We start from the raw sequence: 13,291 nt of genomic DNA on the forward strand, positions 1-13,291 counted from the left end.
CCGTCGGAACGAGGCCGTAACTCGCGTGATCAGACGCGTAACTCGCGTGATCGGAGCCGTAACTCGCGTGTACGCCTGTAATCACGCGAGTTACGCCTCTGATCACGTGAGTTACGCCTCCGATCACGCGAGTGCGGAGTTACGGACTCCTAGTCTTCGGCGTCGAGACCGTCGCGGTCGGCCCACTCGAGCAGGGTGTCGAGCGAGTACGCCGTGTCGTCGATGCCCGCGTGCAGGTCGCCGAGTTCGGCGAAGCGCGCGGGCACGGTGGCGATGGTGAAATCACGCGGCTCGACGTCGTCGATCTCGTCCCACCTGATCGGGGTCGAGACGACGGCTTCGGGCACGCCGCGGACCGAGTAGGCGCTCGCGATGGTGTGGTCCCTGGCGTTCTGGTTGTAGTCCACGAAGAGCTTCGACGGGTCCCGGTCCTTGCGCCACCAGGTGGTGGTGACCTCGTCGGGCATCCGGCGTTCGACCTCGCGGGCGAAGGCGAGCGCCGCCCGGCGGACGTCCTGGAAGCCCCACCGCGGTTCGATCCGGACGTAGACATGCAGGCCGTGCCCGCCGGAGGTCTTCGGCCAGCCGGTGACGCCGAGTTCGTCCAGGATCTCGCGGACGGTGTGGGCGACCTTCCGCACGGCCGAGAACGGGCAGTCGGGCATCGGATCGAGGTCGATCCGCCATTCGTCAGGGCGTTCGGTGTCGGCGCGGCGGGAGTTCCACGGGTGGAACTCGACGGTCGACATCTGCACCGCCCAGATCACGTCGGCGGGATGCGTGACGCACAGTTCGTAGGCGTGCCTGCCGGAGGGGAAGTCGACGCGGACGGTCTGGAGCCAGTCCGGGGCACCGTTCGGAACCCGTTTCTGGTGGACCTTCTCCCCCGAAACCCCGGACGGGAACCGGTGCAGCATGCACGGCCGTTCCCGCAGCGCCCGCACGATCCCGTCGCCGACCGCGAGGTAATACCGGACGAGGTCGAGCTTCGTCTCGCCCCGCGCCGGGAAATAGACGCGATCCGGGTTGGACACGCGCACCGTCCGGTCACCGACCTCGATCTCCACCGCCGAGCTTTTCGCCATGCAGGCAAACTAACCCGAAAGCCACCGATCCGCGTCCGCTCGATCCGCAGCGGTGCTCTGCCAGGATGACGGCAGGCACCACGGACACGCGCGGAGGCTCTGTCCCGCGAGCGCATCGTCGAGGCCGCCGTCGAACTGCTCGACGCGGCGGGCGAGCGCGGGCTGACCTTCCGGGCGCTGACCGAACGCCTCTCCACCGGCCCGGGAGCGATCTACTGGCATGTGCCGAACAAGGGCGCGCTGCTCGACGCCGCGACCGCGTCCGTCGTCGGTGCCGCTCTGGCCGTCGAGGCCGCGAGTTCACCCCTGCGAGAGATCCGCGCCCTCGCGCTCGGCCTGTTCGATGCGATCGAACGGCACCCTTGGCTGTCCCCGCAACTCACCGCACAGCTCTCTCAGCCCTTGGGGCTCGGTGACGCCACGGATCTTCGAGAGCATCGGTCGACGGGTCAGCGCGCTGGACGTCCCCGAAACCACCTGGTTCACGGCGACCTCGGCGCTGGTGCACTACATCTTCGGCGCCGCGGGCCAGAACACCGCGAACTCCCGGGTGCTCGGGGCCGGCGTGGACCGCGCGGAATTCCTCCGCGCGGCGGCGAACGCGTGGCAAGAACTCGGTCCCGCCGAATTCCCGTTCCTGCGGTCGATCGCCGACGAGGTGCGTGAGCACGACGATCGGGAGCAGTTCCTCACCGGGATCACCGGCGCCGAGCCCGGTGGATCGTCGCGACCATGACCGCGAACACCGCGCCGAGGAACGTCACGTCCACCGCCGGGATCCAGCGCACGTCACCGTTTTTGAGCACATACGCCCCGACGGGCCGCGCGGCGAGGACGAACCCGCCGCCCTCGCCTTCCTTGCCCTGTTCGGCCCCGTGCCCGCCGCCACCACCACCGACGACGTTCGCGGCCGGGATGATCACGACGCCGTCCTTCTCCACGGGCTCGCCGTAGACGCGCCGGACGGTGAGGTTGTCACGCATGACGCCGACGACCTTTTCGAGTCCCATCGAGCTCAGCCTTCCTGAGGCAGCACCGACATCACTTCGGACACCGGTCGCAAATGCTCCACCAGCAACCTTGACGCCTTTTTCACGTCGTGGTCGTCCAGGGCGGCGACCAGCGCACGGTGTTCCTCGTTGATCACCGTCAGCCGTTCCGGGCGCGCCTCCAGCGCGCGGACCGTGACCCGCTGCTGCCGCGAACGAAGGGTGTCGTAGAGCTCGGTCAAGACGGTGTTGCCCGCCGCGTTCACGATGGCGCGGTGGAATCGGCGGTCGGACCCCGAAACGGCGAACCAGTCGCGTTCGGCACCGGCGCTCGCCATCGCTTCGATGAGTTCCGGCAGTTCGGCGGGAGCACCGGCCCGGTTCGCGCAAAGCGCCGCGATGGCGTGGCCTTCGATCAGCCGCCTGCTCTGGTAGACCTCTTCCAGTTCCCTGGCGGTGACCGTGCGCACCTGGGCGCCCTTGCGCGGCAGGAGGCTGATGAACCGCTCGGCGGCCAGCCGGTGGAACGCCTCGCGCACCGGCGTCCTGGACACGCCGACGATGCCGGAGACCCACATCTCATCGAGGAAACGGCCGCCTTCCAGCTCGCCCGAGATGATTCCGTCGCGTAGCCACGTGTAGACCCGCTCGCGCGCCGGGCCGCCCCCTTCGGCGGTCACAGTCATCTCGCTCCCCCTCTATACCGTTACTTTCCGCGACTGAGCCTACACCTGGACCAGCCAAGTATCCACCATGTATACAAGAGATCCACGTATTGGAAGGGGTCCCATGGTGCACGTCGCGGTGGCGCAGTTCGCGCCCGGCAACGACAAAGAGGCGAACCTCGCGCGCGTCTCCTCCCTCGTCGGCGAAGCGGCCGACCGCGGCGCGCGAGTGGTCGTGCTGCCCGAGTACTCGCTGTTCACCGTACCGACGATGAGCCGCGAATTCGTGACCTCGGCCGAAGAACTCGACGGACCGTTCATCACCGGGCTGCGCAGCCTCGCGAAGGACCGGCAGGTCACCGTTGTCGCGGGCATCAACGAAGCGCTCCCCGATGGCGAGCGGATCTCGAACACGCTCGTCGCGGCCGGTCCCGACGGGTCGATCGCCGCGCTCTACCGCAAGCTCCATCTGTACGACGCCTTCGGTTTCCGCGAATCGGAACTGGTCCGGCCCGGTGACATCGAAGCGCCGGAGACGTTCGAGGTCGACGGGATCACGTTCGGCCTCCAGACCTGCTACGACCTGAGGTTCCCGGAGGTCACCCGCCGGCTGGTCGACGCCGGCGCGGACGCGGTACTGCTGCCCGCGGAGTGGATGCCCGGCCCGCTCAAGGAGGACCACTGGACCACGCTGGTCCGGGCGCGGGCGATCGAAAACACGATCTACCTCGTCGCGGCGGGACAGGCCGCACCCACCGGCTCGGGGCACAGCATGATCGTCGACCCGATGGGCGTCGTCGTCGCCTCGCTCGGCGAACGCACCGGAACCGCCACCGGGGAGGTCTCCGCCGACCGGATCTCCGAGGTACGCGCCAAGAACCCGGCACTGCTGCTGCGCCGGTTCGCCGTCACCCCGAAGTCCTGAGTATCTTCTGATCCGGAGGTCCGTTCGTGAAGACACGCCCTCGGGCGTGGTGACGCGGCTTCCGTTCGCCTGGGTGCCGGGTGGCCGCCCGGCACCCAGGCTCTCGGCCAGTTCCGAGGTGTGAAGGCCCCAAGTACATGAAGGCCCCCTTCCTTGCGCCTAGGTACAGGAAGGGGGCCATCATGTACTTCCCCGGAACCGCGGCGATCACGGCCGCTTTCGCCTCACGGCACCAGCAGTCCCCAGTGGACCGCCCACGGGACGAACAGCACAGCTCCGGTCAGCAGCAGGCCGACGCGGACTCCCCCGCGGTCCTGCTTCCGCCACCACGAAATCGCCGTCACCACACCGGCGATGACGACACCGATCGCGACCAGCTGCAAGGCGAGCCAGGGCAACGTCCGTCCGAAAAGGACCGGACCCGGCGCGATCGCGGCACCCGCCGCCAGCGCGACGTAGTAGACGAGGAATCCCATCGTGGCGAGCAATCCGGTCGACGCCAGCCAGCGCGCGGGCCCAGCGAGCGGAACTTCCTTGCGACGACGGAACAACGCCGTCACCGGGTAGGCGGCGAACGCCAGCAACGCCAGCGCCCACATCCCGATCTGCACCCACGGCGCCTCGTACCAGGCGAGCGGTGCCGGCGCGACACTCTGGCTCACCTGCGGTGGCGGCGGATCGGCGGACGGCTCGTTCCTCACTCCGTTCACCCAGGCCCCGACGAGGTCGAGGTAGCCAGGGGCGAAGCCGTCGAGCTTGTCGAAACCGTCCGTGGTCCGCCGGAGCCCGTGCTGGGCCTGTGGGAAGACCTTCAGCGTGTACTGCCGGTTCCCCGCCCGTTCCAGTGTTTCCCGGAAGATCCGGACGGCCTCACCGGGCGGGGTGAGCCGATCCAGGTCACCCCACAGGCCGAGCACCGGCTGCCGCACCTTTTCCAGCACCGGCACCGGGTCGTATCCGGCCTCCGGGAACACACCGGCGCCCGCGAGGGTCCGCATGTTCGTCGACGCCACCATGTCCACCATCGAACCGGTGACCCCGCCGTGACGCAGATAGGTCTCGAATGCCCATGACTGCTGGCGATCGGGCGAGACTCCGTTGGCGCCGACAGTGACCGCGAAAGCGACGTCCTTCGACTTCGACGCCGCCAACGGCGCGACCCAACCGCCCTCACTCAAGCCCCACACCCCGACGCGGGCGGGATCCACACCCGGACGCGAGCGCAGTGCCTGCACCGCGGCGAGCGCGTCGTCGGCGAGGACCGAATAGTCCCGCTCGAACATTGAATAACCTTCGGTCCGCTTGTCGTAGATCAGGGTCGCGATCCCCGCCTTGGCGAAGGCCTCCGCCTCGGTGCGGTAATCGTCCCGGTCGTGTTCGCCGGAGCCGTGCACCATGACGATGCCCGGCGCCGGGCCGCCGCCCTTCGGCGCGACCACCGTCCCGTGCAAGGTGACGCCGTGGCTGGTGAACGAGACGTCGCCGTCCGGAGCGGCGGCGGGCACCGGTGACGAGATCGCCACGGCGGCCGCGAGCAGTGCGGTGATCATCGCCTGCTCACCCGGACCACATCGAGCTTCGGCGACGCGAGAATGTCCAGCTCGCCGACGGCCGCGATTCTTTTCCAGAGCAGCATGCTGCTCCCCCTTTACATGTGGAGTCGTTCGTGAAGACACGCCGTCCGGCGTGGTGACGCGATACCGGTGGTCGAGTGGCCGCTCTCCCACCGGTTTTCACTTCCCTTCCCGCACCTCCCCGTCGGGATCCGGGAACGCCGTCCAGCGCACGAACACCTTCCGCGCGCCCGGGCCGGGTTCCGGCCGCCAGTAGCGGCGCAGCAGGTCCAGGTACTCCTCCCAGAACTGCTTGAGCTCTTCGAGGTTCACGTGGACCGCGCCGCGAGAGAACACCAGCGCGTCACCCCATTCGCCCAGCTCACCGCGACGATCGAGGAAACGCGCCATCTGCTCGAGGTCCTCGGTGAACGCGGCGCGCTGCGCCTCGTCGAACACCGCGCGCATCTCGTCGTTCTGCTCGCTGTGCCGGGGCCAGCGGATGTCGCGCTGCCGGGCGCGCCACCAGCGCTCCTTGCCGTGCGCGAGTTCCGGCGCCTCCTCGACGAAGTCGTACTTCGCCAGTTCCCGCAGGTGATAACTGGTCGCGCCCGAACTCTCCCCCAGTTCCTTGGCCAGCTTCGTCGCCGTCGCGGGCCCGCGGCCCAACGCCTCCATGATCCTGCGGCGCAACGGGTGCATCACCGCCTTCAGCACGGCGGCGTCGGCGATCTCTTCGGGGGGCGGCGGACCGGTCATACCACCAAGGTAGCCGTGCAAAGGTGATTGTGCAAAGGCTTCTTTGCACGCGGTTCAGACCACTCCCGCGAAGTGGCGAGCGATTCTGCTGACGTTTCGGTGAACTCAGCGTGAAATTGACAACTTCACTACGAAGGTCTTGTGCCGGGCGGACGAAAACTCGACAGGTTCGCGGGTTTTTCGTTGCGTCGTCCCCGAAATTCGGTCGCATCGGATAGTTTTGCCCGAAGTCGACCTAGCGGGAGAGAACATGCCGAAGCACCGCCCTCGACAGACGGACAGGTTGTCCGCCCGGCACCGGACGGCCTTCGCGCTCGCCGGTGGGGCGCTCGCCGTCCTGCCCGCGGTCACCGCGTCGGCGGGTCCCGACACCCCGATCGCCGCGCCGAAACCGTCCGCACCGCAGAACCAGGCCGCGGCCTGGCAGCCGCCGGCGGGCACGGTCCCGGAGATCGCCGTCGACGGGAGCCTCCCAGAGCCGCCCCACCCGGATCCGCTGATCGTCCCCGGCGGCACCGGCAACGTCGGTGGCTCGTTCGCGCCGTCGGGCGCGCTCGGCATCCCCGCCAGCATGATGAAGGCCTACAAGAACGCGGCCGACATCCTCGCGAAGGAACTGCCCGGCTGCCACATCGACTGGGCGCTGATCGCCAGTATCGGCCGCATCGAGTCGAACCACGCGCGCGGTGGTTACGTCGACGCCAAGGGCGACACCCTCGAACCCATTCGAGGCCCACAACTCAACGGCGCCGGGCCCTTCGCCGCGATCCCCGACACCGACGGCGGCAAGTACGACGGTGACGCCGTGTGGGACCGCGCCGTCGGCCCGACACAGTTCATCCCGTCCACGTGGAAGGGTTACGCCTCCGACGGCAACGGCGACGGCGAATCGAACCCGAACAACATCTACGACGCGACGCTGGGCTCGGGCCGCTACCTCTGCTCCGGCGGCGTCGACCTGACGTCCGAGCAGACCCAGCGCGTGGCCGTGTACCGCTACAATCACTCACTGTCCTATGTGGACACCGTGATCCGCTGGGCGGTCGCCTACCGCGGTGGCGTCGCGACGATGCCGGACAGCCAGGTCCCCGTCGGCGCCCCCGACTCCCAGGACGTCGCCGCCGGTACCCCGGGCGGCCAGGTTCCGGTGCCGACCCTGCCCGGCACTCCCCCACCCGGTACGACCACGCCGCCGCCGATCCCGCTGCCCGGCACGTCGCTCCCGCCGAGCAGCAGCAAGCCGCCGAGCAGCACTTCGCCCTCGAAGCCGAGCAGCACGCCGCCTTCGCCGACACCTCCCTCGTCGACGCCGCCTTCGAGCACTCCTCCGTCTTCGACGCCTCCGCCGTCCAGCACCACGACCACCCCGCCGGCGCCCTCGACCCCGGCCGGGGACACCAGCCCGACCAGCACCACTTCGCCCGCCCCGTAACGCCCCGCTCGGTGCCCACCCGAGTACATGAAGGCCCCCTTCCTTGCGCCTAGCTACAGGAAGGGGGCCTTCATGTACTCGGCACGGATCACCTACGTAGCGCCCGGAATGTCCTGAAGCCTGCACGCGTTGTCGCTTCTCGTAGATCACCAACCGAGAGAAGCGAGACACGGATGTCGTCATTCGTCATGACCGCCGAGGAACGGGAAGCCTTTCTGAGCGAGGTCCACATCGGGGTCTTGGCCGTGGAGCGGGAAGGACGGGCGCCGCTGGCCGTACCGGTCTGGTACGACTACGAGCCGGGCGGGGAACTCCTGATCTGGATGGACGGCGGTTCGGTCAAGGACAAGGCGATCAAGAAGGCGGGCAGGCTCAGCCTGGTCGCGCAGACGGAGACCTTCCCCTACAAGTACGTGACGGCCGAGGGTCCGGTCATCGCGAACGACACGCCGCCGACCCGGGAGCAGGCGCTCAAGATCGCGCATCGCTACCTGCCCGGTGACGAGGGCACGAAGTACGTCGACGGCGCGCTCAGTGACAACTCCGTGCTGGTCCGCGTCCGGCCGGAGAAGTGGCTGAGCAACGATCAGGGCAAGGCCTGACGAGCTGACGGTGCCCGGTCACCGCGGGGTGGCCGGGCACCGTCATCAGCCCGCGATCGGCTCGAACTCGACGACGCTGTCGAGTGCCTTGCCCATCGCGGCGTTCCCTTCGCGTTCGATCATGATCTCCACCAGCACCGGCCGCGACGTCCGCTCGGCCTCCTTGCGCGCCCACTCCAGCGACGCCCGGATCTCGCCGGGCTCGCTGACGCGCGTACCGGAGCAGCCGTAGGCCTCCATGACCTTCACGTTGTCCGTGCCGATCTTGTCGTAGTGGATGTCGACCTCGAAGTTCATCTCGTAGCCGGTCTCGGCCTGCCGGATGAGCCCGAGATATTCGTTGTTCAGCATGATCAGCACGAACCCGACGTCGTACTGCGCGGCCACCGCGAGTTCCTCCACCAGGAACTGGAACGAGTAGTCCCCGACGACGCCGACGACTTCGGCCTCCGGTTTCGCCTTCTTGACGCCGATCGCGGCCGGGATCTCCCAGCCGAGCGGACCGGCCTGGCCGCACACCTGGTAGTGGCGCGGCTTGTGCGCGCGCTGGAACTGCCCGGACCAGATCTGGTACAGCCCGATCGCGGTGACGAAGTAGGCGTCCTCGCCGTAGAACTCGTTGATCTCCTTGAACACCCGGGGCGCCTTGATCGGCGTGTCGTCGAAGTCCTCCCGCCGCGGCAGGCTCTCCTTGAGTTCGCCGATCCGCCGCGGCCACGCCCGATCCCGCGCCGGAGCACGACTCGACGCCGCCTCGATCAGCGCGTCCAGGAAAGCGCCCGTGTCCGACACGATGCCGAGGTCCGGCCCGAACACCTTGCCCAGCTGCGTCGGCTCGATATCGACGTGGATGAACTTCCGGCCGCCACGGTAGACGTCGAGGTCACCGGTGTGCCGGTCGCCGAACCGCGCGCCCAGCGCCAGCACCAGATCCGCTTCGAGAAAGGCCGCGTTCGCCCACCGTTGCGACGTCTGGATGCCCGCCATACCGGCGAACAGTTCGTGGTCCTCGGGAAAGGTTCCCTTGCCCATCAACGTCACGCCGACCGGGACGCCGAGCAACTCGGCCGCGGCCCGCAGCCGGTCGCTCGCGTCGCCGAGCACCACCCCGCCGCCCGCGATGATCAGCGGCCGTTCGGCGGCCAGCAGGAGGTCCAGCGCTCGCTCGACCCTGGCCGGTGACGGCGTCGCCCTGGTGACCGGCAGTGGTGAATCGATGCTGGAGTCCCATTCGATCTCCTGCCGCTGGACGTCGATCGGCAGGTCGATCAGCACCGGGCCCGGACGGCCGGACCGCGCGATCCGGAACGCCTCCCGGAACACCCACGGCAGCTGCGCCGCCTCCTTGACCTGCACGGCCCACTTCGTCACCGGCTTGGCGATCTCGACGATGTCGACGGCCTGGAACGCCTCGGTGTGCAGCTTCCGCGAGTCGGCCTGCCCGGTGACGCACAGGATCGGAATCGAGTCGGCCTGCGCGGTGTAGAGCCCGGTGATCATGTTCGTCCCGGCGGGTCCCGAGGTGCCGATCGCGACGCCGACGTTGCCGGTGGTCCGCGCCCAGCCGTCGGCCATATGGGTCGCGCCCTCTTCGTGGCGCACGATCAGATGCTCGATGCCGCTGTTCTGCATCGCGTGGTACAGCGGGAGGATCGCGGCGCCGGGGCAGCCGAACGCGGTGTCGACGCCTTCACTGACCAGGACGTCGACGACGGCTTGCATGGCGGGGATTCTGGGCATGCCTCACTCCTTGTTCTTCGCGCCGGACAGCGTTTCGACGACCTTGAGCAGGGCGGAGTGATCGAGCGAGCCGTGACCCATCGCCCGTCCGGCGGCGACGAGCTGGGCGACCAGCCCGGTGAGCGGCAACGCGACCTCGGCCTGCCTGGCGGCGGCGAGCACGATGCCCATGTCCTTGTGGTGCAGGTCGATCCGGAAGCCCGGCGCGAATTCCCGCGCCACCATGGACTTCCGCTTGAGTTCGAGGATCCGGCTGCCCGCCAGTCCGCCCGCGAGGACGTCCAGGCCGACGCCGGCGTCCACGCCCGAGGCCTCGAGCAGCACGATGGCCTCGGCGATCAACCCGTACGTCCCGCCGACCACCAGCTGGTTCGCCGCCTTGACGACCTGGCCCGCGCCGTGCGGTCCGACATGGACGATCGTCTTGCCGACCGCCTCCAGGATCGGGAGCGCGGTGGCGAAGTCCGCGTCCTCACCACCGACCATGATTGACAGCGCGGCCTGTTCGGCACCGGCCTGGCCACCGGAAACGGGCGCGTCCAGCACGCGGATCTCCCGTTCGCCCGCGCGCTCGGCCACCTCGATGGAGGTCTCCGGCCGGATCGTGCTCATGTCGATCAGCAAGGTGCCCGGCTTCGCCGATTCCAGCACCCCTCCCGCCGCCAGCGCGACGGCCTCGACCTGCGGGTGGTTCGGCAGCATGGTGATGACGACTTCCGCGCCCGACACGGCGTCCGTAACCCCGTTCGCGGCCCGCCCTCCCGCGGCTTCCAACCTCGCGAGCGCGTCGGCGTTCCTGTCGAATCCGCTCACCTCGTGGCCGGCGGCGACGAGATGTCCCGCCATCGGCCCGCCCATGATTCCCAGGCCGATGAATCCCAGCTTGGTCATGCCAGTCCCCTTCGTTCGAAAGGCAGCCACGACAGCGAATCCACGCTCGGGCCGTCGGGTTTGTACTCCACCCCGACCTGTCCGCGGTAGCCCGCCGTCTGTAGCTTTTCCAGGTATCCCTCGATGTCCAGCGTTCCGGTCCCCGGCTGGTGCCGCCCTGGGGCATCGGCGATCTGCACGTGGCCGATCCGTCCGGTGTGGACGGTCGCGACCGTGTCGAGGTCGTCACCGTTGACCGCCAGGTGGTACAGGTCGGCCAGCAGCTTCACGTTGTCCCGCCCGAGTTCGTCGAGCACCTTCAGTACGTCACCCGCGGTCTTGAGCGGGTATTTCTCCGCGCCCGACAACGGCTCCAGGACGATCTCCGCGTCGATCCGCGCGGCCGCGTCCGAGGCGAGCGCCAGGTTCGACAGGCCGAGCTTGTCCTGCCCGGCCGGGTCCGCGCCGTCGATCCGGTTGCCGTAGAGCGCGTTGAACCGGCGGCAGCCGAGCCGCTCGCCAAGCTCGATGGCCGAGGCGATACCGCGGGCGAACTCGTCCTCGCGGCCCGTCCAGGTGACCAGACCGCGATCGCCGCCCGCCATGTCGCCTGGGAAGAAGTTCAGCCCGGTCACCGCGACACCCGCCCGCTCGACCGACGCCACGAACGCGTCGACCTCGGCGGCGTCCGGCACTGCCGTCTCGAACGGCCACCAGTACTCGACCGCGGTGAAGCCCGCCGCGCGCGCCGCCTCCGCACGGTCGAGCAACGGCAACTCGGTGAAGACCAGCGACAGGTTCAGCACATAGGACAGCGCATGACGCGAACCGGCAAGATCAGCCATCAGAACCTCTGTAATTTCGCTATGCGGAAACTTTCTTTCGTATATCGAGAATAGCCCGCTGGCCTGCCCTCGGTCAACGACCTGGTAACCACACCCGGCCGTCGGAAGTCCACGAATTGTCGGACCCCCTCGTTACCGTCGGCCGCCATGGACATCACCCCCTTCCGAGCCCGGATCCCGGAGGCCGACCTCGAAGACCTCCGCTCCCGGCTTCGCCGCACCCGCTGGCCCGAAGACGAGACCGTCGACGACTGGTCGCAAGGCGTCCCCGCCACTTACCTGCGCGAACTGTGTTCGTACTGGGCCGAGCACTACGACTGGCGGGCCGCGGAGTCCCGGCTCAACGCGATCCCCCAGTTCCGGACCGAGATCGACGGCCTCGGCATCCACTACCTGCACGCCCGCTCCCCGCACCCCGGCGCGCTGCCGCTGATCCTCACTCATGGGTGGCCCGGTTCGGTCTTCGAATTCCTCGACGTACTCGGTCCGCTCACCGATCCGGTCGCCCACGGCGGTGACGCGGCGGACGCTTTCCACGTCGTCGTCCCGTCCTTGCCCGGGTACGGCTTCAGCGACAAACCCGCGCGGGCCGGCTGGTCGATCCAGCGCATCGCCGACGCGTGGATCCGCCTCATGGACGGCCTGGGCTACGAGCGTTACGGCGCCCAGGGCGGCGATTGGGGCACCAGCATCACCACGCTCATGGGGCGGACGGCGCCCGGTCGGCTGGCCGGGATCCACCTCAACCCACCGCTGGCGGCGCCGGACCCGGCGACGTTCGGCGACCTGACCGAATCCGAGCGGAAGTCGCTCGACGACCTCGAACGGGCCAAGGCGGACGGTTCGGGTTACGCGATCCAGCAGGCGACGAGGCCGCAGACGATCGGCTACGCGCTGGCAGACTCGCCGGTCGCGCTGTGCGCGTGGATCGTCGAAAAGTTCCAGGCGTGGACGGATTGCGATGGCCATCCGGAGAACGCGCTCACCCGGGACGCGATGCTCGACGACATCACGCTCTACTGGCTCACCGGCACCGGCGCCTCGTCCGCCCGGTTGTACTGGGAGAGTTTCGCCGAGGTGTCGAGCTGGTTCGCCGAGTCCACTGTGGACATAATCACCGTGCCGACGGGCTGTTCGATCTTCCCGCGCGAGACCCCACGCCCGTCCCGCCGCTGGGCGGAGCGCCGGTTCACCGACATCCGGTACTGGAACGAACTCAAGCGTGGAGGCCACTTCGCGGCCTTCGAACAGCCCGGCGTGTTCACCGACGAGGTGCGGTCGTTCTTCCGGCTCGTGCGGTGACCGATTGACCCCTGACACCGTGTCAGGCTGTCTGGTGGAAGGCGTCATGTTCAGTATCGGAGACTTCGCCAAACACGGCCGGGAGACGGTCCGGATGCTGCGTCACTACGACGCCATCGGGCTGCCGAGAGATCAGACCCGTCGTACAGCGGTTGTACACGGAACTGTTCAAGGCGCTCGGCCCGATCACGCCGTCGGGACCGCTCATCGCCTACTACGAGGACGACGCCGATGGCGAACGCGTGCTGATCCACGCCGCCGTCCCCATCTCGACCCCGAACCTCCGTCGATCAAGCACCGAGACCCGAAAGCCGCCTCCACGATGTAGGAATCGGGACACTCAACGCCCCGATTCCTACATCTTCGACACCCGGCACGCGCTGAGCAGTCAACCCTCGTGAGAGATAGGGCGAAGGTGGCCGTTCGGTCCAGGTGGTGGGGGGGGGGGGGGGGGGGGGGGGGGGGGGGGGGGGGGGGGAAGACACAATAAGAACAAGGAGGGGGAAGAGAAGCACGCACGCCCG

General features: G+C 68.6%; 14 protein-coding genes and 1 pseudogene. 6 read left to right on the top strand and 9 right to left on the bottom strand.

The genetic code is table 11. The features are described from left to right. Nucleotides 1-149: 149 nt before the first annotated feature. Both ligD and ACZ6DT_RS12155 read right to left on the bottom strand, forming a co-directional pair. Nucleotides 150-1,085, bottom strand: a complete 936-nt coding sequence (ligD, locus tag ACZ6DT_RS12150) for a non-homologous end-joining DNA ligase (protein ID WP_465592650.1) — start codon at nt 1,083-1,085, stop codon at nt 150-152. Between the two features lie 9 nt (nt 1,086-1,094). Beyond that, nucleotides 1,095-1,307 carry a hypothetical protein gene (locus tag ACZ6DT_RS12155; RefSeq protein WP_465592653.1) on the bottom strand — a complete coding sequence of 71 codons (213 nt, stop codon included), beginning with the start codon at nt 1,305-1,307 and terminating at the stop codon, nt 1,095-1,097. Between ACZ6DT_RS12155 and ACZ6DT_RS12160 the strand changes: the two are divergent. Further along, a pseudogene (locus ACZ6DT_RS12160) lies at nt 1,221-1,821 on the top strand (TetR/AcrR family transcriptional regulator). The gene ACZ6DT_RS12155 and the pseudogene ACZ6DT_RS12160 overlap by 87 nt on opposite strands. Here the strand turns inward: ACZ6DT_RS12160 and ACZ6DT_RS12165 are convergent. Both ACZ6DT_RS12165 and ACZ6DT_RS12170 read right to left on the bottom strand, forming a co-directional pair. Continuing rightward, nucleotides 1,784-2,095, bottom strand: coding sequence for a sporulation protein (locus tag ACZ6DT_RS12165; protein ID WP_465592656.1), 312 nt, complete (start codon nt 2,093-2,095; stop codon nt 1,784-1,786). The pseudogene ACZ6DT_RS12160 and the gene ACZ6DT_RS12165 overlap by 38 nt on opposite strands. 5 nt (nt 2,096-2,100) lie before the next feature. Further along, nucleotides 2,101-2,760, bottom strand: coding sequence for a GntR family transcriptional regulator (locus ACZ6DT_RS12170; protein WP_465592659.1), 660 nt, complete (start codon nt 2,758-2,760; stop codon nt 2,101-2,103). Nucleotides 2,761-2,863: 103 nt separating this feature from the next. Here ACZ6DT_RS12170 and ACZ6DT_RS12175 point away from each other — a divergent pair, with 103 nt between their 5' ends. Next, nucleotides 2,864-3,664, top strand: a complete 801-nt coding sequence (locus ACZ6DT_RS12175; RefSeq protein WP_465592662.1) for a carbon-nitrogen hydrolase family protein — start codon at nt 2,864-2,866, stop codon at nt 3,662-3,664. Between the two features lie 224 nt (nt 3,665-3,888). Here the strand turns inward: ACZ6DT_RS12175 and ACZ6DT_RS12180 are convergent, their stop codons facing one another. Together ACZ6DT_RS12180 and ACZ6DT_RS12185 are read right to left on the bottom strand one after the other, a co-directional pair. Then, nucleotides 3,889-5,214, bottom strand: coding sequence for an alpha/beta hydrolase family protein (locus ACZ6DT_RS12180; protein ID WP_465592665.1), 1,326 nt, complete (start codon nt 5,212-5,214; stop codon nt 3,889-3,891). Between the two features lie 183 nt (nt 5,215-5,397). Next, nucleotides 5,398-5,976: an ArsR/SmtB family transcription factor gene (locus ACZ6DT_RS12185; protein WP_465592668.1), complete on the bottom strand. Its 579-nt coding sequence runs from the start codon at nt 5,974-5,976 to the stop codon at nt 5,398-5,400. Nucleotides 5,977-6,226: 250 nt separating this feature from the next. Between ACZ6DT_RS12185 and ACZ6DT_RS12190 the strand changes: the two genes are divergently transcribed. Both ACZ6DT_RS12190 and ACZ6DT_RS12195 read left to right on the top strand, forming a co-directional pair. Further along, nucleotides 6,227-7,408: a lytic transglycosylase domain-containing protein gene (locus ACZ6DT_RS12190; RefSeq protein WP_465592670.1), complete on the top strand. Its 1,182-nt coding sequence runs from the start codon at nt 6,227-6,229 to the stop codon at nt 7,406-7,408. Between the two features lie 173 nt (nt 7,409-7,581). Continuing rightward, a complete protein-coding gene (locus ACZ6DT_RS12195; RefSeq protein WP_410646031.1) occupies nt 7,582-8,010 on the top strand; it encodes a pyridoxamine 5'-phosphate oxidase family protein in 429 nt (142 codons plus the stop codon). A gap of 45 nt (nt 8,011-8,055) precedes the next feature. On the opposite strand, the gene gcl is transcribed toward ACZ6DT_RS12195, so the two are convergent. The 3 genes from gcl to ACZ6DT_RS12210 are packed head-to-tail and all read right to left on the bottom strand — an operon-like array spanning nt 8,056 to nt 11,465. Continuing rightward, on the bottom strand, nt 8,056-9,750 hold the full coding sequence (gene gcl / locus ACZ6DT_RS12200; protein WP_465592673.1) for a glyoxylate carboligase: 1,695 nt from the start codon (nt 9,748-9,750) through the stop codon (nt 8,056-8,058). Nucleotides 9,751-9,753: 3 nt separating this feature from the next. Continuing rightward, nucleotides 9,754-10,641 carry a 2-hydroxy-3-oxopropionate reductase gene (locus ACZ6DT_RS12205; protein WP_465592676.1) on the bottom strand — a complete coding sequence of 296 codons (888 nt, stop codon included), beginning with the start codon at nt 10,639-10,641 and terminating at the stop codon, nt 9,754-9,756. Then, nucleotides 10,638-11,465, bottom strand: a complete 828-nt coding sequence (locus ACZ6DT_RS12210; protein WP_465592679.1) for a hydroxypyruvate isomerase family protein — start codon at nt 11,463-11,465, stop codon at nt 10,638-10,640. Before ACZ6DT_RS12210 ends, ACZ6DT_RS12205 begins: the two co-directional genes overlap by 4 nt. Nucleotides 11,466-11,612: 147 nt before the next feature. Between ACZ6DT_RS12210 and ACZ6DT_RS12215 the strand changes: the two genes are divergently transcribed. Together ACZ6DT_RS12215 and ACZ6DT_RS12220 are read left to right on the top strand one after the other, a co-directional pair. After that, a complete protein-coding gene (locus ACZ6DT_RS12215) occupies nt 11,613-12,767 on the top strand; it encodes an epoxide hydrolase family protein (RefSeq protein WP_465592682.1) in 1,155 nt (384 codons plus the stop codon). Between the two features lie 152 nt (nt 12,768-12,919). Next, on the top strand, nt 12,920-13,168 hold the full coding sequence (locus ACZ6DT_RS12220; protein WP_465592685.1) for a hypothetical protein: 249 nt from the start codon (nt 12,920-12,922) through the stop codon (nt 13,166-13,168). The last annotated feature ends 123 nt before the right edge of the window (nt 13,169-13,291 follow it).

The sequence above is a fragment of the Amycolatopsis sp. NPDC041971 genome, from assembly GCF_055588925.1.